Below are 21476 nucleotides of genomic sequence, written 5' to 3' on the forward strand. Positions count from 1 at the left end.
ATAAAGCTACGGAGAGTGTCGCGCATGATATCAGGGTTTTTCCGGAACGGTTCGCACAATTCAGACCGGGTCGTTAGCCGCTGCCCGTCTTGCTGGCAATTCGCCACCTGATCCGTCGGTCCAGAAATATTGGAACGATTGACCCGGCTGACCATTGGTAAAATAACACACAAACAAGGAGTTAAATATGACCCAGGTACTTATTATCGCCACCAATGGATTTGAGCAAAGTGAGCTAGCCGAGCCAAAACAGCAGTTGGAAGATGCCGGCCATACAGTGACCATTGCCAGCATTGACGAAGGTGAGATCACCGGTTGGAAAGACAATAATTGGGGCGATAGCGTCACCGTGGACAAGACCTTCGGCAATGTCACCGTGGACGATTATGACGCATTGCTGCTCCCGGGCGGGCAGATCAACCCCGATATCCTGCGGATGAATGCCGATGCGATTGACATGATCCGCAGCTTTAACATGCGCGGCAAACCGATTGCAGCGATCTGCCATGCGCCGTGGCTTCTCGCAGAGGCCGATATCGTGCGGGACCGGACCGTGACCAGCTGGCCGTCCTTGCGCACCGATTTGCGTAACGCCGGGGCCAATGTGGTGGATCAGGAAGTGGCGATCGACGGTAATTTGATCACCAGCCGCAATCCCGACGATATTCCGGCCTTCACCGATGCATTGATCGAGATGATGGTCGCGGATAAAAAAATAGCCGCATAAATCCTCTTATATTCAATGGGATAGAAACCCTCACCTCTTTTTAGGGGTGGGGGTTTTCTCATTTCAGCTTGACACAATATTCGATAAAGGCACAATTGTGGCATAAATAAGGCTAAAAGGAGGCTACATTGAGGCAATTATCTACTGGCGCCCGAATGATGGGGCATTGGAAATATGGCGCAGCACTGGCATTGCTGGGCTTGTCGCTTGCTGGATGTTCTGAAAATGCCGAGACCAGCCCAGAGGCCAGCTCAGACATTAGCGCCACCACAAGCACGCCCGGCGCAGCGGCACCGCAGAGCGCGCCCGCCGATGCCGAAATGGCGGCGCCAAGCGAAGCGTTTGATCCGGCCATCGCTACATCCATGCCAAAATTGGCGTATCGCTATGGCTATTCATACGAGATACCTGGCGCTGACATGCCTGGCCTCATGCGCAAACACGCCAATGTGTGTGAACAGCAAGGGCCAAGCAGCTGCCGGATAATCGGTATGGAAGTGGACGGCAGGGCAGAGGACAATTCCATCCGCGGCACCTTGCAATTGGCGGTGGCCGCCCCGCATGCCCGGGCGGTTGGTGCATTGCTTGAAGATGAAGCGGAAACGTCCGGCGCGGAGCAGCTATCGGCCAATATCGCAGCTGATGATGTTGCGAAAAATCTGGTCGATACGCAGGCACGCATCCGGTCGCAGACACAATTGCGCGACCGCTTGCTCGAAGTGCTCAAGACACGGCGCGGATCGGTGGAGGATCTGATCGCGGCGGAACGGCAGGTCGCCCAGGTGAATGAGGAGATTGACCAGGCGAAAAGCTGGCTGGCCGAAACGAAGGGACGCGTATCCTTCAGCACGCTCGACATCCAATATTCCGCCGCCAATGCCCCGGCATCATCCTTCACCGACCCAATCGAGGGGGCACTTGGTTCAATGGGTGCGATCTTTGGCTGGGTCATTGCGATGCTGCTGATGGTCGGCGCGGCGGTGCTGCCGATTGGTGCTGCCGTCTGGCTTGGCCGCACCATTAACCGGCGTTTGACCGCAGCCGAAGCGGCGGTTGCAGAAGGATAGGCTTACCGGATTGGAGGGGCGCTCCACTCGCATATTTCAGCGCCTCTCCCATGCCGCATTTCTGCGCCGCGCGATCAGCGCGACATATCCTGACTATCCTTCGGGATCGCCACGGTCAGCCCGTCCATCGTCTCGCTCAGATCAATCTGGCAGGACAAGCGACTGGTGCGCTGCACGCCGTAAGCGAGGTCGAGCATATCTTCCTCTTCCTCGCTCGCTTCTGGCAAACGGTCAAACCAGTCGGCATCGACGATGACATGGCAGGTGGAGCACGCCATCTGCCCTTCGCACGTCCCCTCCAGCGGCATGCCTGCGCCCTGCCCGGCTTCGAGCAGCGAAATGCCGATGGCTGCATCGCATTCCACCATATCGCCAGTGACCGGCCTGAAACGAATACGGACCATTACACCTCCTGCGCTTTGGCTGCGGCCAATATCACTTTTGCCGCCCTGTCCAGCTGTTCCATTGCCGTATAGCGTCCGAAACCCAGACGGATCGAGCTCTTGGCCTGTGCATCCTCCAGCCCGATGGCTTTGAGCACATGGCTGGGCCGTCCCGATCCGCTGGCGCAGGCCGATCCGGCGGAAAAACATACGCTGCGCGCATCGGATATCAACCGCGCCGCATCGAGCCCGTCTTTACGGATATTGAGATTACCCTGCCAGCGTGCATCGGCGCTACCGTTCAGCTCCCATCCGTCAAACAGCTCGCGTGCTCTGACCCATAGCGCGGCGATATGATCGGCATCATCCTGCATCCGTTCCTGCGCCAGCTTGGCCGCCGCGCCAAACCCTGCACACAGTGCCGGGCTGAGCGTTCCTGACCGCACGCCGCCCTCCTGCCCCCCGCCGTAAAGCAGCGGATCAATCTCCAGCCCATCACGCATCCACAGCGCGCCGATGCCTTTGGGGCCGTGGATTTTATGCGCGGAGATGGCGATGAAGTCGCATGCCCCGGCAATTTCCATCCGGCCATAGGCTTGCACTGCATCGCACAGAACCAATGCGCCATTCTCGCGCGCAATGGTGGCTATATCGCCCAGCGGATTGATCGTGCCAATCTCATTATTGACCATCATCGCCGCGATAATGGCGGTATCTTTTGTGGCGGCACCGCGCAGCGCGCTCAAATCAGCCCGGCCATCGGGTTTGACAGGCAGAATTTCAAATCCTCTGCCGCGCTTTTCAACCGGCGCCGCGCAATCGCGCACGGCGGAATGTTCGGTCGCAAATGTCAGCACATCGCCGGATGCGCCTCGCAGTACCATATTGAGCGCCTCGGTCGCGCCGCTGGTAAACACCACTGTCCCGCCCGGCGGCATCAACGCCGCGACACGGTCACGCGCGAGTTCTACAGCGGCGGCGGCACTGCGGCCCATCTTATGCGCGCTATGCGGATTGCCAAATCCCTGCCCGTCCGGCCCGTCCAGCCAGCGCAGCATCGCATCGCGCGCTTCGGGAGCGAGCGGAGTGGTCGCCTGATAATCGAGATAGATCATAACGCAGCCTTTATGGCCTGCCACGAAACAGGTGACAAAGGTGACACGGTGTCACTTTCAACAAACAAGGGTAAACTACTGATTCAAAGCTCCTATATTGACGGTAGCGAATGCGGACGGACAGGAAAACGCGGGTCTTTACGCTGCTGTGCCCTCTCGCAGACTACATATAGTAATAGGCTGCGCAACCAGCTGTAGGAAAGCCATAGTTTAATTTGGTAGCGCGCCGGTTTGAATTTCCAGAATTAAGCCCACGTCAGACATGTCCCTTCACGATATCGAATGTCTGATTTTGGGTGCGGAAACAGACTGTCTGCTTACGGCGAGCCGACATAAAGAGCAGCTTTAGCTAGATCACGCTAACCAACATTTCGACTGGTAGATCTATATGCCGGTCAAAAAAACTACTCTTCTACCGGATCTGCTTTGTTCACAACACGTGCTCGTAAAACGCCCGATAGCGCGGAAAACTTGAATTGATGCTAGGGTGTCAGAACCATTCAATTCTGACACCCTATTATCAATCAACCGCCGTCACGGAGTTGTGAAAAGCTTTACGTTCGTGGGACCGCCTGAAAGGCTGAAAACGCGGTCGATTGGCATATACAGGGCATAAGCAGTCGAGCCGCTACCATCACCAATGACATGTAGGCCCAATGCCGAAACCTCAGTTGTTGAGCTGACCACAGTCGACGTGAACCAAGGGCCACCGCTGTCTCCGCCGGCACTGATATTTGCTTGTTTGGATTTCGAAACTTTGACGAAGCGACCGTTTGGCCCGAAGTAGGTGTAGGGCCAGCTTAAGCTAACAACCTCTCCACAGGTCAAATCCGTGGTGTTACCTTGCTTGCAGACATACATTCCAATCCATGATGCGGATTGCCGAATGAAATTTTTCGTGCGCAGCCAGCCTTGTGGTGATGCAAGCCCCCCTGTTTTCCCGCCTGGGTTATAGTAGTTCAACCAATAACCGGTCGTCATACCGGTAATATCAAGAAATGCCACATCAATGCTGTCTTTCGACAATTTCCAAACCGCACTTTCGAATGTTGTTCTCACACCGCCTCCCCAGTCGAGATATTTATCAGCGTCAGACTGTTCGAAACAATGACCCGCAGATAAAATACCTTGACGGTTTTTCTGTCCGCCAAAACTATATGTTACGGGAAATGCAAGAGAGCATGACGGAAGGAGATCATATCCGGCATAGGCGGCCTTTCCCGTGGTGGCACCGGTGGTGTATGCCTGTTCTGGGATAGGAAACGGAGAACTCTCAACCACAATATCTCCACGGAATGTGGCTGGTATGGCTGCCGAAACGATAGCGGCAGTCGCTCCGGGCGCTTGTATCAGAAAAGTATCGTTCCTTTTGTCGTAATCTACGACCGCCTCAGTTCCTGCCGTGCTAAGGGCGCTTTTAATCGCATCTTCCCCACTTTTCCGTTGTCCGCGATTGAATTTTGTTTTCTTGATTTTGACGTATTGCCTCATCGTGGACGGAACTAGCTTTAATAAATCGCTTTTCGCGCTGTTATCGTCATATAGTAGAAAGATGCGATATTGAGGCTCGTTTTCAACTACAATGCCAGCAAAATCCGGGTCAGAGGTAAAAGCCGGGTTCTCAAGTAGGGCGGCAATTTCGCCTTGAATCTGAACTCGCTCTTCGGCCTTCTTTTTCGACACACCGTAAGCGTTTTGTATATACGCTACGACAGGATTTTCGCCGGTCCCGGCTTCATTCGAGTTTTCCGGCGGCAGGGGAGGAGCGCTTTGGGCACTTAACCACTTGTGCTGACAGCAGCATTGCGGCTGCTAGATTACTTATGATCCGGGTTTCTTTCGTCATCGATTATCTCTCCAATAATAAGCACTGAGTCGGAACACTCCCGCTGTTCCACAGATAAGTTCGTAACGTCACCTGAACCGCCGCCGACAACGATTATCTCTTCGCCAATCGCAACGTGTTTGTCCCGAATGACGATATTTGCTCCTGCAGAGGTGCGATCGATAGATGCTTCACCAGCAATTATTGCATTATATCGTTTGCCGCCAAGCACGGAAAAAAGAAGGCAGTTTCCGTCTATCACAAATTGACCTCTTGAAATTGCTTCTGGAGCAGGCTGGGAGTTGCTTCCCCCGATCACGACATTTACAAATCGGTCTGGCTCTAGCGCAATGTTTTGCGTTTGCCGTTCGGCAGGGCCAGAACATCCAGCTACCAGCAAAAAAGCGAATAACCCTGAAGTATTTTTGACCATTCACAATAAACAATCGGGTTAAGGTATTGTTCCTACACTGACTCATCATCTGCTGCCCGTTCGTGGGCCTTCCCATCTTCATGCTCCCCCTCTCTCGTGCCGTCTGCCGCTCATTGCGTGCTATCTTGATTGCATCAGGCGACGTTTCGGCTGTCAGTGTCGATCGCCGCTTAGTGCCGCGTCCGGCTGATCGCGACATAGGTGGTTTTCGCGTCCCCCGGTCATCGCTCGGTAGCTTGCCACATGCGTAATGGAGCAGTCGCCGGTCGCGCTCTGGTCACTAGCATGTGGCCCGCACAACCGTGGCGAAGGCTCTGGTCGTAGGTTTCGCCCAGTAATAGCGTAGGTTTTCTCCTGCGCGATTATCTGGCGGTGGCAAGTCGATTGAACGTCGGCTTTTGGTAGTAACAAAATGACATATGAATGACCGACTTTGGGTCGATAGCAGCCGTTCGCATTGCATCAGCCCAATGGCCGCTTTAGACACGCAGCAGACATGTCCCGTCATGCAATCCAATGTCTGGGATTGGGGTGGTTAGCGGAATAGTGGCTTGGTACTCTCAAAAGGTCATATGCTGGCAAAATGGCGGACCATCTGCCTTCCGTCATCCCGGACTTGATCCGGGATCACGCTTTTCTTGAAACACTGCGCCAAAAAAGAGCTGGACCCCGGATCAGGTCCGGCGTGACGGTGTGGTTTAAGACAGGCTGGTCCACGCCTTAGTAAACGTCTCCAGTTCCTCAGGCGTAGTATTCCAGCCCAGACTGACGCGGATGGTGCGTGCGGCGGTATCATCATCCACCCCGAACGCATCCAGCACGCGGCTTTTCTTGAGAGTGCCAGACGAACACGCGCTGCCTGCCGATACTGCAATGCCCATCGCATCGAGGCGGATCAGCAAAGCCTGGGCACTGATTGCGGGGTGCGTGAGCGCGCCGATAAAATCGACCTGCTTTCCGAATTTCAGGCGCGCATCGCCAAACTGGTCGTAGAAAGCTTCCCGCTTTGCCGATGTGGTGTGCCAGCCAGTATTTTCCAGCGCGGCAGCAAATCCTAGTGCTGCGGGCAGATTTTCGGTCCCGCGCCGATACCCGCGCTCATGCCCGCCGCCGGGATGCAGCAACCCGTAATCGCGCACCAGCAATGCTCCGATCCCGATCGGTCCGCCCAATTTATGCGCCGAGACGATCGCCATATCCGTTTCCGGTAATTCCAGCTTGCCCGCGCTTTGTGAACAATCGGACAGCGTCACCGCATCATAACTGGCCAGAATTTCGGCTGCATCGGTCCCCTGCAGTACCGCGCCGGTTTCAGAATTGACGTGCTGCATACATATCAGCGTGCGCCGCTCTTTCTCCTCAGGGCTGGTGCTGGCCGCGCCCACCGCTTCATGGATATTGCCGCGGCTGACCGATCCGTTGCTGTCCACCGGAAAAATCGCGTCAAAAGTCTCCAGCCCCGGCAGGAACACGGCATCATGCTCGACTTCACTCACGGCTTTGCGCTGTGCCTGAACATGATTGATGGCAAGCGCGGCGGCCTCACTCGCACCGCTGGTGAAAATAACTTCGCCGTCCCAATCCAGCGCGCGCTTCACCCGCACGCGGGCATCTTCCAATGCCTGTTTGGCTTTGCGGCCCTCGGCGTGCGGGCTGCTGGGGTTCGCCCAAATGGCGAAACCTTGCTCCATCGCGGCCACAGCTTCGGGCCGGATCGGCGTGGTTGCAGCATGGTCGAGATAGATACGGTCGGTGATCGGCGCCTCTTGATATGGTTATCGCAATTGCGAAATGCGTATGTAACACTATATAGACAGCGAAATACGGCGCGCTACCCGCGTGTCCGACCCATCTGACAGGTTGTTTTCATGCCATCCGTAATTTTCCCCGGTCCAGAAGGCCGTCTTGAAGGCCGTTATACCCCCGCACCGCGTCCGCGCGCGCCCGTGGCGATGATCCTGCACCCGCATCCGCAGGGCGGCGGCACCATGAACGAACAGATGACGCAAAAACTGTTCAAAACCTTCACCGATCGCGGGTTTGCCACCCTGCGGTTCAACTTTCGCGGCGTGGGGCGCAGCCAGGGCAGTTTTGATAATGGTATTGGCGAACTCAGCGATGCAGCAGCCGCGCTCGATTGGGTCCAGTCGATCCATGCAGAGGCGCAGACGACTTGGGTGGCCGGGGTATCCTTTGGCGCGCTGATCGGCATGCAATTGCTCATGCGCCGCCCCGAAGTGCGCGGCTTTATATCGATTGCGCCGCCCGCCAATATGTATGATTTCAGCTTTCTGGCCCCGTGCCCGGCATCGGGCATTTTCATCCAGGGTACCGCCGACACCGTCGTTCAGCCCAGCGCGGTCAAGAAACTGGTCGATAAATTACGGACCCAGAAGCATATCACGATCCATCACGAGGAAATCGCCCGTGCCAACCACTTCTTTGAAAACGAACAGAAAGAACTGATGGCATCGGTCGATAATTATCTTGATTTCCGCCTGGACCCGGCCTGCCCGATCAAATGATTATGAAGTCCGCTATCTAACCACCTGTTTTATATGCCTAAACAAATGAGTTGCAATGTGCAACGCGAAAATGCTTGTCAACATCATGTAACGTTGTAACATTACCTCTACTGATATTTTGAATAGGTGATTATAGCTGAGGAGAGAGATGATGGCGTTTATCGACGAAGGGATGCCCGCCGACCGCAAAAAAGCGGCGGCTGGGGTGATTATCATTCACGCGGCAATCGGGACGATACTTGTTACCGGACTGGCGACGAAATTTATTCCCGCAGAACCCGCCACGCCGCTGATCGGCGAAAATATCGAAGTCACCCTCCCCGTTCCGCCGCCCCCTCCACCAGAGACATTGCCGGATGAGCGGGTCGTCAACCCGCCCACTGCCGCGCCGGAAATCTATGTACCGGACCCGCCGATTGTGCTGGATCGCGGCGATCCTGAAGTGACCACGGCAGCCGAACCCCTGCGGCTTGACCGTACGCTTGAGGTCGCTGCTGGAACCGTCGGCGCAGGGCCGATCGGGCTGCCGTCACCGGCCCCGCCGGCACCCACTGCGTTTGATCCGATACCGGCCAAGCCCAGCAATGCGCCCGGCGGCTGGATCACGCAGTCCGATTACCGGCCCAGCTGGATCAACCGCGAATATACCGGCGTCGCAAAATTCAGGCTGTCGGTGGACAGGAACGGGCGCGCATCGAATTGCCAGATCCTGTCATCCACGGGCCATGCGGTGCTGGATACTGCCACCTGCCAGTTGACGCAGCGCCGCGCCCGTTTCACCGCTGCGCGCGATGCCAATGGTGACCGGGTGGCAGGCACCTATACGGCCTCGATCCGCTGGGAACTGCCCGATTAACGTCATCTGGCTGGCGGTAATTGGCTGGCGGTGATTGACTGGTCGTGACTGGCTAAAGGTGTTCAGCGCAACGTCTAGGCGGGCCTCCGCGCCGTTCAATTGTATCGAGGGGGGATGCCCCGCCCGCACCGGGTATGGTCCAGATCGCGACATTGATCATCGCGATCACCGCCAGCAGCACCATCAGCAGCACCTGCTTGACCGGCGCGCCCCGCCTCCACAATGCAAACGCGCCCAGCATCAATCCAAATGCGGCCAGAACCAAAATCGACAACACGATATTCATGGTGCCGCGTTAGACGCAACGGGCCCGGTTTTGAACCGCTTTCATAATCAGCCCCCAGACCAGATGCTTGGCCGCTGACTGAATGCGCGTGATCGCTCAACCTGTGCGGCGGATCGTGCATCAGAAACAGGGCCGATGCCGCGTTCTGTGAATGGATGCATCGCTCTGGCTTGCGGTGCACGCGGCTACGGGCCAAAGAGGACCTATGAAACGCGCCCTGTATTACGGTGATAATCTGCATGTTCTGCGCGGGCATATTGGCGATGAGAGCGTCGATCTGATTTATCTCGACCCGCCGTTCAATTCCAACGCCAATTACAACATTCTGTTCAAATCACCCGAAGGGCAGGATAGCGACGCGCAGATCGAAGCGTTTGAGGATACGTGGCACTGGAACGACACCGCCGAGGATGCCTTTGACGAGGTGATGAGGAGCGGCAACACACACGCCTTTGAATTGCTCCGGTCGATGCGCGCATTTTTGGGCGATAATGACATGATGGCCTATCTCGCCATGATGGCGATCCGCCTGATCGAACTGCACCGCGTGCTGAAGCCAACCGGCAGCCTGTATCTCCACTGCGATCCCACCGCCAGCCATTATCTCAAGCTGCTGCTGGATGGGGTGTTTGGGCCGACGAATTTCAAGAACGAGATTGTTTGGAAGCGTACTAGTTCTCACGGAAATGTGAGTGCTGGGTATGGCGATGTCACCGACACAATCTTCTATTATTCCAAAGGCTCTAAAGTGATTTGGAATAATCCGATGCAGCCTCTTTCGGAAAAGAATGTAAGCGAAAAATACACCTTCGACGACGGAGACGGAAGACTCTACACAACCCGTGACATGCGCAACCCCGGCATGCGGCCTAATTTGCACTACGAATACAAAGCATCGAACGGTAAAACATATCAGCCACACCCTAACGGCTGGACATGCACCAGGAAAAAAATGGAGCAGTATGACAAGGAAGGTCGACTTTATTTTCCAAAGAAGGAAGGCGGTCGTATTCGGTTGAAACTCTACCTTGACGACCATCCGGGCCAACCAATGCAGACGCTTTGGGATGATATTCCTCCTATCAATTCCCGCGCCCAAGAACGTCTCGGCTACCCCACACAAAAGCCGCTGGCATTGCTTGAACGCATTATCGCCGCCTCCTCCAATGAAGGCGATGTGGTGCTCGATCCGTTTTGCGGATGCGGCACTGCGGTTCATGCGGCGCAGAAACTGGGCCGCCAATGGATTGGCATTGACGTTACACATCTTGCCATCACGTTGATTGAAAAACGCATGAAAGATGCCTTCCCCGGTATTGCTTTCAACGTTGAAGGCCGCCCGCAGGATCTGCAATCCGCGATGGATCTGGCACGCCGCGACAAATACCAGTTCCAGTGGTGGGCGGTCAGCATGGTCGATGCGCTCCCTTATGGCGGTAAGAAAAAGGGTGCCGATGGCGGGATAGACGGGCTGATCTATTTCAAGCCCGACGGCAAGAAAACCGAAAAAGCCATCGTCTCGGTCAAGGGCGGCCAGAATGTCTCGGTCACCATGATCCGCGACCTGCACAGCGCGATGGAGCGCGAGGGCGCGGTTTTTGGCGTGTTCATAACTGCCGTCCTGCCGACCGGCCCGATGGAAAAAGAAGCCGCCGCTGTGGGCCGATATCAACATCCCATAACCGGCCGCACATCAGCGCGGCTGCAAATCCTTACCTTGGCCGAATTGTTTCAGGGCAAGAAACCCGATATCCCGTGGGTCGATGCCGCCATGCTGAAATCCGCAAGGCGCGAAGTGGACGAGAAAAAGTCGCCCAAACTGCTCTAGCCTGCGGATCCTGCGCGCGGCGGCGAGCCCTCGCCCTACCCCGCACCAGCCGCAAAAAAACGCGGCGCTCCGCTCATGAACCGCCGCGTTTTGCGTGTTGTATTGCAGGCGCGGTCCGTCTCCGGACCCCTGCCCTAGCCTGAATAGGGCACTGAACTGTGGTGCAGATTGATCTTTAACGCACCATCGTCACCGCGCACATAGCCGAAGGTATATTCCACCTTGGTTTCGTTGCCATCGGTGTCGGTGAAATAATAATTGCCCATTGCCATCGCGCTGTCGCCATCGGTGACGGTGCCTTCATTTTCCCAGCGCACTGCGGTCCACGGCTTGATCGCGAAGCCTTTATCCTCTGTACCCTCGGTACCGATGAAATAACTCAGAGCCTCATCGGCTGTGCCGCGGAACTGGTCTTCAGAGGTGAGCGTCGGCTTGAACAGGATCGTGTCACCGCCGCCATAATTGTAGAAATCGGCAATATGCTTTTCAGCGGCAGCTTTCACATCGCCCTGTTCGGTGAAGACTTTACCGATTGCGACAATGCCCTGGCCCCATGCCTCCTGCGCAGCGGCGACCTCTTCTGCGGTGATCGGCGCGGCTGCGCCTGCCTCTGCGGCGGCAGCGTCACTGCTGGCGTTGTCCGTTTCCGCTGCTGTGCAGGCTGCCAAAGCGAATGGAGCAGCCGCCGCGAGAATTATAAACTTGAATGTCATAGCTGGTATCCTTCATTATGCCTAAGCGCAGATATGCCCGCGCGCTTCCTGCGGTAAAATGGCGGGCAAGGCCGCTAGCCCTTCCTGCAACAGATGGGATGCGATGCGGGATAGACCAATAGGAAATGACTAAGGGCCAAGATAGGTTCCATCTATCGCGTGGAAAGTCGAACACCGCCCCGAAGCCCGCTTAGCGAGACGCGGGTGCCGGCAAAAACGCGGGCGACAGCCAAAATGCGCGTCACGGCTATGCCCGCAAGGCATGAAGGCCTGTCCGATCGCCATTGTATCAGGCTCTGCATAAAAGGGCCGGGGCTTCGCACAAACGGCGGCGGGACCATATCCCGCCGCCGCTCCTCATCTCGTGCCGTGCCGCCTGACCTTTGGCGGAAGATCGCGCCGGTAGCGATTGATCCTGAAACGCTGCGCCCGCCGCCGCACCCGGCCAGCTCCGATCAAGCTGGTCCACCGGCTATTTTTTGCCGAACAGTCCTTTGGCCATATCGGCCAATTCGTTGAGCGGATTGCCATCGCCATCCTTGTCGATCATCGCAGCAAATTTTCCAAGCGACCCTTCGCCGCCAATCTGTTCCCTGATCTGGCGGATCAGGTCCGTGCTCATCCCTGTTTTGCTGGCCGCGCTTGCAACCGTATCGCCATCTTCCTGATGCGCTTCACCCAACGCGGCTACAGCCCTGGCCGCTTCGGCAGGATCGATCCCAAGCGTGTCAGCCATGTTTTTCACAGTGGGGTTGTCGGTAACCTGGCCCAGAATGCTGTCAAACACACTCATGCTACTCTCCTCTATCGATGGTCAGATGCCACCCTAATGCCGGATTGCCAAAGATACAGCCCCTATCCGCATTTGAGGCAGAGAGACGTCTCTTTATCCGGTAAAATCCTGTCAACTGGCGGAGCCCCCCAGGCCCCACCCAGACTGGCTATCGATCTGGCCAACGATCTGGCAATCAGGCTGATAGTCAGGCGGCGGTCGGGGCAGCCTCTCTGACACCGGCATCGACATGCGCTTCAAATTCGGCAAAATTATCGACGAAAAGCTGGACCAGCCTGTGCGCGGTCCGGTCATACTCGGCTGCATCCGCCCACGTCGAACGCGGGTCGAGAATGGCGCTGTCGATACCCGCAGCCTCCAGGCTCGGCACCCCGGCCGGAACATCAAAGCCAAAATTCGGATCCTTGCGGAACGCGCCATCATTCAGCGAGCCATCGAGCGCGGCATTCAGCAGCGCGCGCGTGGCCTTGATCGGCATGCGGCTGCCGGTGCCATATTTACCCCCGGTCCAGCCAGTATTGACCAGCCAGCACGCCACGCCGCCCTGGGCAATGCGTTCTTTCAACAGATTGCCGTAAACACTGGGGTGGCGCGGCATAAACGGAGCGCCGAAACAGGTGCTGAATGTCGCTTCCGGCTCGGTCACGCCGATTTCCGTACCGGCGACCTTGGCAGTATAGCCGGACAGGAAATGATACATCGCCTGATCGGGTGTCAGCCGTGCAATCGGCGGCAAAACACCAAACGCATCCGCCGTCAGCATAATTACGTTGCTGGGTACCGGCCCCAGATTATCTGCCGATGTGTTGGGGATCGATTCAATCGGATAGGCACCGCGCGTATTTTCCGCCAGCGTATTGTCATCAAAATCAAGCTCGCGCGTTACCGGGTCCATCACCACATTTTCCAGCACCGTACCGAATTTTCTGGTGGTGGCGTAGATTTCCGGCTCTGCCTCCTGCGACAGGCGGATCATCTTGGCGTAACATCCGCCTTCGAAGTTAAAGACCGCCGTATCTGACCAGCCATGCTCGTCATCACCAATCAGCGTGCGGCTGGCATCGGCCGACAAAGTCGTCTTGCCCGTGCCCGACAGACCAAAAAACACCGCCGTCTTGCCATCCGGCCCGATATTGCTGGAACAATGCATCGGCATGACCCCCTTGGCGGGCAGCAGATAATTGAGAATGCCGAACACGCTTTTCTTCATTTCGCCAGCATATTTGGTGCCGCCGATCAGAACCAGTTTTTCGGTCAGATTCACCGCGACAACGGTTGCGCTGCGGGTGCCATGACGCTCCGGGTCGGCGCGGAAGCTCGGCAGGTCGATAATGGTATATTCAGGCGCAAAATCCGCCAGTTCCTGCGCAGTCGGGCGAACCAGCAGAGTGCGGATAAACAGATTGTGCCAGGCAAGTTCGTTGATCACGCGGACATTGACGCGGTGTTCGGGCTGCGATCCGCCAAACAGATCAGCCACATACAGCGTGTCTTTCGTGCCCAGCGCCGCCAGAAAATCCTCTTTCAGATTGGCAAAATGGCCTGGCGTCATGGATGCGTTGACTTTGCCCCACCACACGGTGTCTTCGGTCGTTTCATCGCGCACGATGAATTTGTCTTTGGCAGAGCGGCCCGTATGCGCGCCGGTTTCCACCACCAGCGGCCCATGTCTGGCCAGACGCCCCTCGCCATTGGCCAGTGCCTGCTCCACCAGTTGCGGGGTCCCCAGATTGGGATGGATCACGGCATCGGTGTGGATATTCTGGCTGGAAAGCGATTTGGCTAGGGGGGCAATCACACATGTCTCCTGCACCGGTTGAGGGGGCCCGGCAATTGTGCCGGTTTACGGCGTCATCGACTCGTCTGCATACGAATGCAGATCATTTGGCAAGCGCATAGTGTGCCCCTGCCAATAGGTCAAACCGCTGCGGCACCTGATGCGGAAAAGCAGCCTTATTGGCATATCGGCCATGCCGCGCCATAAGACGCGCGGAGACACCATGCCAGAATCGCCCAACCCGCCATCCGATACCGCCGCGCAGGACAGTCCGGTAACCACCGGGCGGGTCATTGCTTTGGTCGATGATGACCGCAATATCCTGACGACCGTATCCATCGCCCTGCAGGCGGAAGGCTATGTCACGCGCGTCTATTCCGATGGGGAGGCCGCGCTGGGCGCGTTGCTGGAAAATCCGCCTGACCTGGCCGTGTTCGATATCAAGATGCCCAAAATGGACGGTATGGAACTGCTTCACAACCTGCGCCAGCATTCAGCTTTGCCGGTGATTTTCCTGACCAGCAAGGATGACGAGCAGGATGAGGAGGCGGGCCTTGAACAGGGCGCGGACGATTACATTGCTAAGCCGTTCAGCCTGCGGCTGCTGCTTGCCCGCATCCGCGCCATTCTGCGGCGCAGCGATGCACGTTCGGGTCGCCCGGCACCGGCGCTGGAGGCACTGCCCGGCCCGGCGCCGCAGACATTGGTCAGGGGCCGGCTCGAAATGGATCCGGCGCGCCATCATGTGATATGGGACGGCAAGCCCGTTTCCCTGACCGTGACAGAGTTTCTCATTCTGGAAGCACTGGCAGCGCGGCCCGGCGTAATCAAATCGCGTAATTTACTGATGGATGCAGCCTATCCCGACGATATCTTCGTGGATGACCGAACGGTCGACAGCCACATAAAACGCATGCGGCGAAAATTCCGCGCGGTGGACAAGAAATTCGATTCGATCGAAACGCTTTACGGTGCCGGATACAGCTTCACCGATGGCTGATAAGACGCCTTCCTTCCCGCGCAAATTATCGCCGAGCATCGATGCCGGGATCCAGCGGTTCAACTGGGCGCGCAGCATCTCGCTCACCGCGCGTATTCTGGCGGTGAACCTGCTCCCTCTCGCATTTCTGGGCGGGGGCATTTTCTACCTTGATGGCTACCGCGCGCAATTGCTGGACGAGCGGTACAAGTTGGCGCGTATCGAGGCGCAGATTACAGCCGAAGCCTTGGCAGGAGCAACGCGCGAGCGGCAGGAGGCCTTGCTAATCCAGATTGGCAAGGAACAGCGCATGCGGCTGCGCATGTTCGATGCGGAAGGCCGGCTGTGGGCCGATAGCTTTGCTCTGGCTGAACCATCCTTCAGCTTTGCCGATACCTCGGCCGATAATTGGCAACAGGATTTTGCCCAAACGCTCGACAAGATTGTCGATACCGTTGTCGCGGCCAAGCCGGTGCCCGACTATATCGAGCCTGAGGCCGATATCGCCGATGCCTGGCCCGAACTCGTCCGCGCACGCGAGGAAGGGGTGAGCCAGATACAATTGCGCGATTGGCCCGATGGCACCCCCGTCATCACCGCTGCGGCGCCGGTCGGGCTGGTCGGGGCGACGTTGCTGACCACCCGCAACGCGGTTGATATCACCGAAGCGGTGCGCAGCGCGCGCACGACGCTGGGTGTTTCGGTTCTGATCGCGCTGACCGCATCGATCCTGCTATCGCTCTATATGGCGCGGACCATCGTCGTGCCGCTGCAATCATTGTCCAAAGCCGCCATCCGGGTGCGTCTGGGGCGGGAGCGCGGCGTGGAAGTGCCTCGCCTGCCCGACCGCCGCGACGAAATCGGCCTGCTCGCGCGCGCCATATCCGATATGACAGAGGCGCTGCGCGAGCGGATTGATGCGGTGGAACATTTTGCCGCCGATGTGGCGCATGAAATCAAGAACCCGCTCGCCAGCCTGCGCAGCGCAATCGAATCGCTTGCCCGGGTGGATGACCCCGAACTGCGCCGCCAGCTGACGGACATTGCATCGCATGATGTGCGGCGGCTTGACCGTTTGATCACCGAAATTGCCGATGCCAGCCGGATCGATGCAGAACTATCGCGGGCAGTCTTTGAACAGATCGACCTGACCGTTCTCACCAAAGGCATCATTGACCGGCGGCAATACCGCGCGGAGAATGGCGAATTACGCGTCGAGCTGACGCATCCCCTGGGCAAAGCGATAGTCATGGGTGTGCCGGTGCGGCTGGAACGGGTGATCGAAAACCTGCTCGATAATGCGGTATCATTCTCCCCGCCCGAAGGAATTATCAAAGCGCATATCGCCATCGATGACAGCTGCGTCTCTCTGTCCGTCACCGATGAGGGGCAAGGCATTCCCGCAGAATCGCGAGAGAAAATTTTCCGGCGGTTCCATAGCGACCGCCCCGAAGGCGAGGATTTTGGCAATCACAGCGGTCTGGGCCTCGCGATCGCGCAGACCATTGTCGATGCACATGAGGGTACTCTGGCCGCTATCGACAAGGCCGATGGAACACCGGGTGCGTGCTTGCTGATGCGATTGCCCCGCGCCGGTCCCGATGGCGTCTGATGGCAGAGATATTGCGCCAGGCCACTGCGGTTGCGATTGATGGCCGCGCGGTTCTGATTGAAGGGCCGCCGGGTTGCGGAAAAACCGGGCTGGCGATCCAGTTGATTGATCGCGGCGGCGTTCTGATCGGCGATGACGGGGTTGCGTTAAGCGATCGGGGCGGCGTTCTGCTTGCCTCTCCCCCGTCGGCGACCCGGGGCCTCATCGAGATGCGCAATGTCGCAATCGTCTCTCTGCCGGCATGCGCTGCGCCGGTTGCATTGGTGCTGACCATCACCGACACCGCGCCGCGATTTATTGAACAGGCGCAGATGATCCGCATCCTCGGCCACCAGATCGCCCGGATTGATTTTACCCTGACCGGTGTAGCCGATCCGGTCAGAGCGGAATTCGCCCTGCGCCAATATGGCGCGGCCCCGGCGCGATGATGGCTGGCCTGCAGGCGCGCAAATAGGGTCAGGACCGATTGATCCTGCAGGCGCGCAAAACGATGGGTTCTGACCCTAGGGCCTTTCCATCATCTGCAATAGCGCGCACACACTGCCGTGCATGGCGGACGATTCGAACATTCCCTCACCCCCTGAAAAGCAACGTATCGTGCTGGTCACCGGCCTGTCCGGCGCGGGCAAGACCACGGCCCTGCGCGTACTGGAGGATCTGGGCTGGGAAGCGATCGATAATTTTCCGATCCGGCTGCTGAGCGGTCTGGTGGATCAAAATGCGCATGGCGGGCAGCATTCCTCGCTGGCAATCGGATTTGATTCGCGCACACGCGGATTTGTGCCCGATGATATTATCGCAACGGTAAAGGGCCTGACTGCCCGCGATGATCTGATTGTCACCACGCTGTTTCTCGATTGTGCCAGCGGCGAGTTGGAACGGCGCTATAATGAAACCCGTCGCCGCCACCCGATGGCCAGCGGGCGCCCCGTTCATATCGGAATTCAGGCGGAACGTGAACTGCTCGAACCGCTGCGCCGCTGGGCCGATGCGGTGGTGGATACGACCGAATTTGCCAGTAACCAGTTGCAGCAGGCCATCCGCGAACGGTTTTCCGGCAGCGCCCCGCAGAAAATGTCCGTCATTATTTCCAGTTTCGGTTTTGCCCGCGGCACGCCGCCCCTGGCCGATCTGGTATTTGATATGCGGTTCCTCGACAATCCCCACTGGATTGAGGAATTGCGCGAGCAAACCGGGCTGGATGAGCCGGTCGGGGCGCACATCCGGCAGGACCCCGCTTTTAATGAGGTATTTGGCCAGATACGCGAGCTGTTGCTGACCCTGCTGCCGCGTTACGCCGCGCAGGGGAAAAGCTACGTCAATATTGCCTTCGGCTGTACCGGCGGGCGGCACCGGTCCGTCTATATGACTGCACAGATGGCAGCAGCACTGACAGACGCAGGATTTGACCCCACAGTCATTCACCGCAATCTGGCATCGCGCGCAGCAGACGAGATCGAAGGCCGCACCAGGTGATCATTTTGTCTGTGCCGGTTTTGCTTTACTGCGCAGCCAGTTTGCGACAGGTGCTGTCGCCATGATCGGGATGATACTGGTAACCCACGGCAACCTTGCCGTAGAATTCGTGTCCGCGATGGAACATGTCGTGGGTCAGCAGGGCGCGATCGCCACAATCTGCATCGGCCCGCATGATGATATGGAACAACGGCGCGCCGACATCGCCCGTTCTGTGGCCGCTGTCGATGATGGTACGGGCGTCATTATCCTGACCGATCTGTTTGGCGGCACGCCTTCCAATCTGGCGATTTCTCTTCTGCAAACCGGCAAGGTGGAAGTGATCGCCGGGATCAATCTGCCCATGCTGATCCGCCTGGCCGAAGCGCGCAAGAAAAACGATATCGGCACAGCGGTTATTGCCGCGCGCGATGCAGGGCAGAATTACATTACTGTCGCCTCGGAATTTCTGGGCCATGATGGCGGCGCGAAATGATCGGAGTGCGCCATGCATGAGGCGAAGCGCGAACTGGTGATTGTGAACCAGCGCGGATTGCATGCCCGCGCCAGTGCCAAATTTGTTGGTGCCGTGGCCCAATTGCCAGGCGATGTTTCCGTCACCATTGCCAAGGGCGACAATCACGCCGCTGGCGGATCGATTTTGGGCCTCATGATGCTGGGCGCGGCCAAGGGTGATACCATTGTTCTGACGGTATCGGGGCCCGATGCCGATCGCGTTATCGAACCATTGGCAGCCATGATCGGCGATGGTTTCGGCGAAGAATAATGGCGTTTGAAACGGGCGATCCGCCCGGCCAATCGGGCCGCCGTGAGATTACCGGCTTTTCCAACCCCACGGTCAAATTTCTGCGCAGCCTGCGCGATAAAAAACACCGCAAGCGCGAGGGCAAGTTTCTCGCTGAGGGCTTACGTCTGCTGACCGATGCCCGCATATCCGGGCGCATTCCAGAGCTGCTGGTGATGGCGGCCCAGCGCGATCCGCATCCGTTGCTGGCTCAGCTGGAAGAAGCCGTCTTGTCCTGCGGTGGCCAGATCATCGATACCACCGCGGATATTCTGACCAAGATTACCGGCAAGGATAATGCGCAAACGGTGGTCGGTATGTTTGCCGAATTTGACACTTCTCTCGGCTCTCTCGACCGGTCGCGAGGCGATATCTGGATGGCGGCGCAGGCTCTGCGCGATCCGGGCAATCTGGGCACGATGCTGCGCACATGTGACGCGGTGGGCGCAGGCGGATTGATCCTGATTGATGACTGCGCCGATCCGTTCAGCGTCGAAGCGGTACGGGCCAGCATGGGCGCGGTGTTTACGCAGCAAATCGCGATGGCTGGATGGGACGAATTTTCCGGCTGGCTGCGCAGCGAGCCAGGGCAATTGCCCGGTCAATTGCCCGGACAACTGGTCGCCGCAAGTCTGCGCGATGCAGTGGATTATCGCGGTGCGCCCTACTCTGCGCCGTGCTTCATACTGATCGGCAACGAATCGCGCGGATTACCAGCGGAATATGAGGATGCGTGCGATCTGCGCGTTACCATGCCGATGAAAGGCCGCGCAGACAGCCTGAACGCGGCCGTTGCCGGTGCCGTGCTCGCTTATGAGGTTTTGGCGTCTTTCGATTGATCGGGGTTCGATGGATCGGGGTTCGATGGATTGGGAAGCGCCGCAGCTTCGTCAGCCTGAACATCCGCCGCAGTGTATCGCGGAGCGGACTCCACCAACGGCACCTCTTCAATCTCGCGCTTGCCGACTTCGATGCCCTTTTCCGCGAGCCGCTTGCCTGAAGACAGCACATTGCGTTCAAAACTACCGACAAATTTGTTGTAATTGCCAACTGCCGTTTCGAGGCCGGAGCCGACTCGTTTCAAGTGGGAAGAAGCTGTCTCCAGCCTGCTGTAGAGTTCCGCCCCCGCCTTACCGATTTCGCGGGCTTCATCGGCGAGCTGATCCTGCCGCCAGACCTGCGCGATAGTCCGCGCGATGGCGACCAGATTGGTGGGTGAGGCAAGCAAGACGCCGTTCTGGAAGGCAAAGTCCCACAGATCAGGATCAGCCTCCAGCGCAGCGGCGATAAAATGCTCGCCCGGGACAAACATCACCACATAATCGGGCGCTTCATCGAACTGGCTTTGATAGCTTTTTGCGCCCAATTGCTGGACATGATTGCGCATTGATTTCGCGTGCGCGGAAAGCGACAGTTTGCGCGCATCATCATCATCCGCTTCAAACGCCTGCTGATAGGCATTGAGCGATACTTTCGCGTCGATAATCAGCTTCTTCTGGCCTGGCACATTTACAATCGCATCAGGGCGCAGCCGGCCATCCGCGGTATTGATCGACTGTTCAAGATTGAAATCAGTATGCTGCGACAGGCCGCATTGCTCCAGCACATTCTGCAAGGCACGCTCGCCCCAGCGCCCACGCGCTTTTGGCGCATTGGTGAGCGAATTTCCGAGCCGCTGCGCCTCGCGCCGGACTTCCTCCTGGCCCTTCTGCATATTGTCGATCAGGCCGGTCAGCTGGCCGAACGCATCGACCCGCTTGGCTTCCAATGTGGCGACTTGTTCTTCATAATTTTTGAGCCGCTGGCCGACGGGTTCCAGCAAAGCCTTGATCCTCTGTTCGCCGGTTTCTTCGGATTGCTTGAAGCGTTCATCTGCGCGCCGCAGGAAAGCTTCTTGCGCTTTTCCAAGCACTTGCGCGCCGGTGTTTTCAAATTCTTTGAGTAGCTTTTCGCGGCTTTCCTCGAGCAGCTTTTTCTGCTCGGCAAAACCGGCCCGCTCTGCTTTGAACGCCGCATTTTCATCGCGCGCCATATCCAGCTTTGCGGCCAGATCATCCGCCCGCGCCGCACGGTCGCTCATGGTCGCGAGTTCAGGCGCCAACCGCGCAACCGTATCGCTCGCGTCTTTCGCCGCCGCATCGCGCTCTGCAAAACGTGATTTCCAATCGGCGACCGGGCGCGAGCCGAAATACCAGCCCGCCCCTCCACCTAAAGCAAGGCCAATGAGCAGGATGATGATTGTCAGAACTGTAGTATCCATACCGTGTGATAAGCGGAACGGACGGGGAACGCCAGTG

22 protein-coding genes are annotated in these 21476 nt (G+C 57.6%); 12 read left to right on the top strand and 10 right to left on the bottom strand.

What is annotated here, in order from left to right:
- Window positions 1-187 precede the first annotated feature (187 nt).
- Both WA922_RS05730 and WA922_RS05735 read left to right on the top strand, forming a co-directional pair.
- A complete protein-coding gene (locus WA922_RS05730) occupies window positions 188-727 on the top strand; it encodes a type 1 glutamine amidotransferase domain-containing protein (RefSeq protein ID WP_424770729.1) in 540 nt (179 codons plus the stop codon).
- A gap of 155 nt (window positions 728-882) precedes the next feature.
- Window positions 883-1794 carry a DUF4349 domain-containing protein gene (locus WA922_RS05735; RefSeq protein ID WP_424770730.1) on the top strand — a complete coding sequence of 304 codons (912 nt, stop codon included), beginning with the start codon at window positions 883-885 and terminating at the stop codon, window positions 1792-1794.
- A gap of 74 nt (window positions 1795-1868) precedes the next feature.
- On the opposite strand, the gene WA922_RS05740 is transcribed toward WA922_RS05735, so the two are convergent.
- From WA922_RS05740 to WA922_RS05760, 5 genes are all read right to left on the bottom strand, one after another.
- Entirely contained in the window at window positions 1869-2198 is a 330-nt protein-coding gene (locus tag WA922_RS05740) for a 2Fe-2S iron-sulfur cluster-binding protein (protein WP_424770731.1), read from the bottom strand.
- Window positions 2198-3292, bottom strand: coding sequence for a cysteine desulfurase family protein (locus tag WA922_RS05745; protein WP_424770732.1), 1095 nt, complete (start codon window positions 3290-3292; stop codon window positions 2198-2200). Before WA922_RS05745 ends, WA922_RS05740 begins: the two co-directional genes overlap by 1 nt.
- A 534-nt stretch (window positions 3293-3826) precedes the next feature.
- Window positions 3827-4975, bottom strand: coding sequence for a hypothetical protein (locus WA922_RS05750; protein WP_424770733.1), 1149 nt, complete (start codon window positions 4973-4975; stop codon window positions 3827-3829).
- A 134-nt stretch (window positions 4976-5109) separates the two neighbouring features.
- Window positions 5110-5550 (bottom strand): hypothetical protein, encoded by a 441-nt coding sequence (locus WA922_RS05755; protein ID WP_424770734.1) that lies wholly within the window; start codon window positions 5548-5550, stop codon window positions 5110-5112.
- A 698-nt stretch (window positions 5551-6248) separates the two neighbouring features.
- Entirely contained in the window at window positions 6249-7295 is a 1047-nt protein-coding gene (locus tag WA922_RS05760; protein WP_424770997.1) for a cysteine desulfurase family protein, read from the bottom strand.
- Between the two features lie 123 nt (window positions 7296-7418).
- Here WA922_RS05760 and WA922_RS05765 point away from each other — a divergent pair, with 123 nt between their 5' ends.
- Both WA922_RS05765 and WA922_RS05770 read left to right on the top strand, forming a co-directional pair.
- Window positions 7419-8075 carry an alpha/beta hydrolase gene (locus WA922_RS05765; protein ID WP_424770735.1) on the top strand — a complete coding sequence of 219 codons (657 nt, stop codon included), beginning with the start codon at window positions 7419-7421 and terminating at the stop codon, window positions 8073-8075.
- Window positions 8076-8223: 148 nt separating this feature from the next.
- Complete coding sequence (locus tag WA922_RS05770; RefSeq protein ID WP_424770736.1) at window positions 8224-8931, top strand: TonB family protein; 708 nt, start codon at window positions 8224-8226, stop codon at window positions 8929-8931.
- Window positions 8932-8983: 52 nt separating this feature from the next.
- Here WA922_RS05770 and WA922_RS05775 read toward each other — a convergent pair whose 3' ends face one another.
- Window positions 8984-9217, bottom strand: coding sequence for a hypothetical protein (locus tag WA922_RS05775; protein ID WP_424770737.1), 234 nt, complete (start codon window positions 9215-9217; stop codon window positions 8984-8986).
- Between the two features lie 205 nt (window positions 9218-9422).
- Between WA922_RS05775 and WA922_RS05780 the strand changes: the two genes are divergently transcribed.
- The gene (locus WA922_RS05780; protein ID WP_424770738.1) at window positions 9423-11045 is read left to right on the top strand and encodes a DNA methyltransferase; all 1623 of its coding nucleotides are present in this window, start codon (window positions 9423-9425) and stop codon (window positions 11043-11045) included.
- Between the two features lie 134 nt (window positions 11046-11179).
- On the opposite strand, the gene WA922_RS05785 is transcribed toward WA922_RS05780, so the two are convergent.
- The 3 genes from WA922_RS05785 to WA922_RS05795 all read right to left on the bottom strand — a co-directional run bounded on the left by WA922_RS05785 (window position 11180) and on the right by WA922_RS05795 (window position 14349).
- Window positions 11180-11758: a phosphoribosyl-AMP cyclohydrolase gene (locus tag WA922_RS05785; protein WP_424770739.1), complete on the bottom strand. Its 579-nt coding sequence runs from the start codon at window positions 11756-11758 to the stop codon at window positions 11180-11182.
- 472 nt (window positions 11759-12230) lie between these two features.
- The gene (locus WA922_RS05790; protein ID WP_424770740.1) at window positions 12231-12551 is read right to left on the bottom strand and encodes a hypothetical protein; all 321 of its coding nucleotides are present in this window, start codon (window positions 12549-12551) and stop codon (window positions 12231-12233) included.
- A 187-nt stretch (window positions 12552-12738) separates the two neighbouring features.
- Window positions 12739-14349, bottom strand: coding sequence for a phosphoenolpyruvate carboxykinase (locus WA922_RS05795; RefSeq protein WP_424770741.1), 1611 nt, complete (start codon window positions 14347-14349; stop codon window positions 12739-12741).
- Window positions 14350-14551: 202 nt separating this feature from the next.
- On the opposite strand from WA922_RS05795, the gene WA922_RS05800 reads away from it, so the two are divergent.
- From WA922_RS05800 to WA922_RS05830, 7 genes are all read left to right on the top strand, one after another.
- Window positions 14552-15328 carry a response regulator transcription factor gene (locus WA922_RS05800; RefSeq protein WP_424770742.1) on the top strand — a complete coding sequence of 259 codons (777 nt, stop codon included), beginning with the start codon at window positions 14552-14554 and terminating at the stop codon, window positions 15326-15328.
- On the top strand, window positions 15321-16919 hold the full coding sequence (locus WA922_RS05805) for an ATP-binding protein (protein ID WP_424770743.1): 1599 nt from the start codon (window positions 15321-15323) through the stop codon (window positions 16917-16919). The genes WA922_RS05800 and WA922_RS05805 overlap by 8 nt, the downstream gene beginning before the upstream one ends.
- Window positions 16919-17347, top strand: coding sequence for an HPr kinase/phosphorylase (locus WA922_RS05810; protein ID WP_424770744.1), 429 nt, complete (start codon window positions 16919-16921; stop codon window positions 17345-17347). Before WA922_RS05805 ends, WA922_RS05810 begins: the two co-directional genes overlap by 1 nt.
- A gap of 121 nt (window positions 17348-17468) precedes the next feature.
- On the top strand, window positions 17469-18395 hold the full coding sequence (gene rapZ / locus WA922_RS05815; protein WP_424770745.1) for an RNase adapter RapZ: 927 nt from the start codon (window positions 17469-17471) through the stop codon (window positions 18393-18395).
- A gap of 61 nt (window positions 18396-18456) precedes the next feature.
- On the top strand, window positions 18457-18870 hold the full coding sequence (locus WA922_RS05820) for a PTS sugar transporter subunit IIA (RefSeq protein WP_424770746.1): 414 nt from the start codon (window positions 18457-18459) through the stop codon (window positions 18868-18870).
- A 12-nt stretch (window positions 18871-18882) separates the two neighbouring features.
- Complete coding sequence (locus WA922_RS05825) at window positions 18883-19161, top strand: HPr family phosphocarrier protein (RefSeq protein WP_424770747.1); 279 nt, start codon at window positions 18883-18885, stop codon at window positions 19159-19161.
- A complete protein-coding gene (locus WA922_RS05830) occupies window positions 19161-20018 on the top strand; it encodes a TrmH family RNA methyltransferase (protein ID WP_424770748.1) in 858 nt (285 codons plus the stop codon). The genes WA922_RS05825 and WA922_RS05830 overlap by 1 nt, the downstream gene beginning before the upstream one ends.
- Here WA922_RS05830 and WA922_RS05835 read toward each other — a convergent pair.
- A complete protein-coding gene (locus tag WA922_RS05835) occupies window positions 19991-21439 on the bottom strand; it encodes a DNA recombination protein RmuC (RefSeq protein WP_424770749.1) in 1449 nt (482 codons plus the stop codon). The two genes, WA922_RS05830 and WA922_RS05835, sit on opposite strands and share 28 nt — an antisense overlap.
- Between the last annotated feature and the right edge of the window lie 37 nt (window positions 21440-21476).

It is taken from the genome of Pontixanthobacter sp. (assembly GCF_049682855.1).
In the GTDB taxonomy this organism is placed as follows: domain Bacteria; phylum Pseudomonadota; class Alphaproteobacteria; order Sphingomonadales; family Sphingomonadaceae; genus Pontixanthobacter.

Coding starts and splice junctions, on each gene's coding strand:
- WA922_RS05730 (WP_424770729.1), top strand. CDS start 188: ATGACCCAGGTACTTATTATCGCCACCAATGGATTTGAGCAAAGTGAG.
- WA922_RS05735 (WP_424770730.1), top strand. CDS start 883: ATGATGGGGCATTGGAAATATGGCGCAGCACTGGCATTGCTGGGCTTG.
- WA922_RS05740 (WP_424770731.1), bottom strand. CDS start 2,198: ATGGTCCGTATTCGTTTCAGGCCGGTCACTGGCGATATGGTGGAATGC.
- WA922_RS05745 (WP_424770732.1), bottom strand. CDS start 3,292: ATGATCTATCTCGATTATCAGGCGACCACTCCGCTCGCTCCCGAAGCG.
- WA922_RS05755 (WP_424770734.1), bottom strand. CDS start 5,550: ATGGTCAAAAATACTTCAGGGTTATTCGCTTTTTTGCTGGTAGCTGGA.
- WA922_RS05765 (WP_424770735.1), top strand. CDS start 7,419: ATGCCATCCGTAATTTTCCCCGGTCCAGAAGGCCGTCTTGAAGGCCGT.
- WA922_RS05770 (WP_424770736.1), top strand. CDS start 8,224: ATGATGGCGTTTATCGACGAAGGGATGCCCGCCGACCGCAAAAAAGCG.
- WA922_RS05775 (WP_424770737.1), bottom strand. CDS start 9,217: ATGAATATCGTGTTGTCGATTTTGGTTCTGGCCGCATTTGGATTGATG.
- WA922_RS05780 (WP_424770738.1), top strand. CDS start 9,423: ATGAAACGCGCCCTGTATTACGGTGATAATCTGCATGTTCTGCGCGGG.
- WA922_RS05785 (WP_424770739.1), bottom strand. CDS start 11,758: ATGACATTCAAGTTTATAATTCTCGCGGCGGCTGCTCCATTCGCTTTG.
- WA922_RS05790 (WP_424770740.1), bottom strand. CDS start 12,551: ATGAGTGTGTTTGACAGCATTCTGGGCCAGGTTACCGACAACCCCACT.
- WA922_RS05800 (WP_424770742.1), top strand. CDS start 14,552: ATGCCAGAATCGCCCAACCCGCCATCCGATACCGCCGCGCAGGACAGT.
- WA922_RS05805 (WP_424770743.1), top strand. CDS start 15,321: ATGGCTGATAAGACGCCTTCCTTCCCGCGCAAATTATCGCCGAGCATC.
- WA922_RS05810 (WP_424770744.1), top strand. CDS start 16,919: ATGGCAGAGATATTGCGCCAGGCCACTGCGGTTGCGATTGATGGCCGC.
- rapZ (WP_424770745.1), top strand. CDS start 17,469: ATGGCGGACGATTCGAACATTCCCTCACCCCCTGAAAAGCAACGTATC.
- WA922_RS05820 (WP_424770746.1), top strand. CDS start 18,457: ATGATCGGGATGATACTGGTAACCCACGGCAACCTTGCCGTAGAATTC.
- WA922_RS05825 (WP_424770747.1), top strand. CDS start 18,883: ATGCATGAGGCGAAGCGCGAACTGGTGATTGTGAACCAGCGCGGATTG.
- WA922_RS05830 (WP_424770748.1), top strand. CDS start 19,161: ATGGCGTTTGAAACGGGCGATCCGCCCGGCCAATCGGGCCGCCGTGAG.
- WA922_RS05835 (WP_424770749.1), bottom strand. CDS start 21,439: ATGGATACTACAGTTCTGACAATCATCATCCTGCTCATTGGCCTTGCT.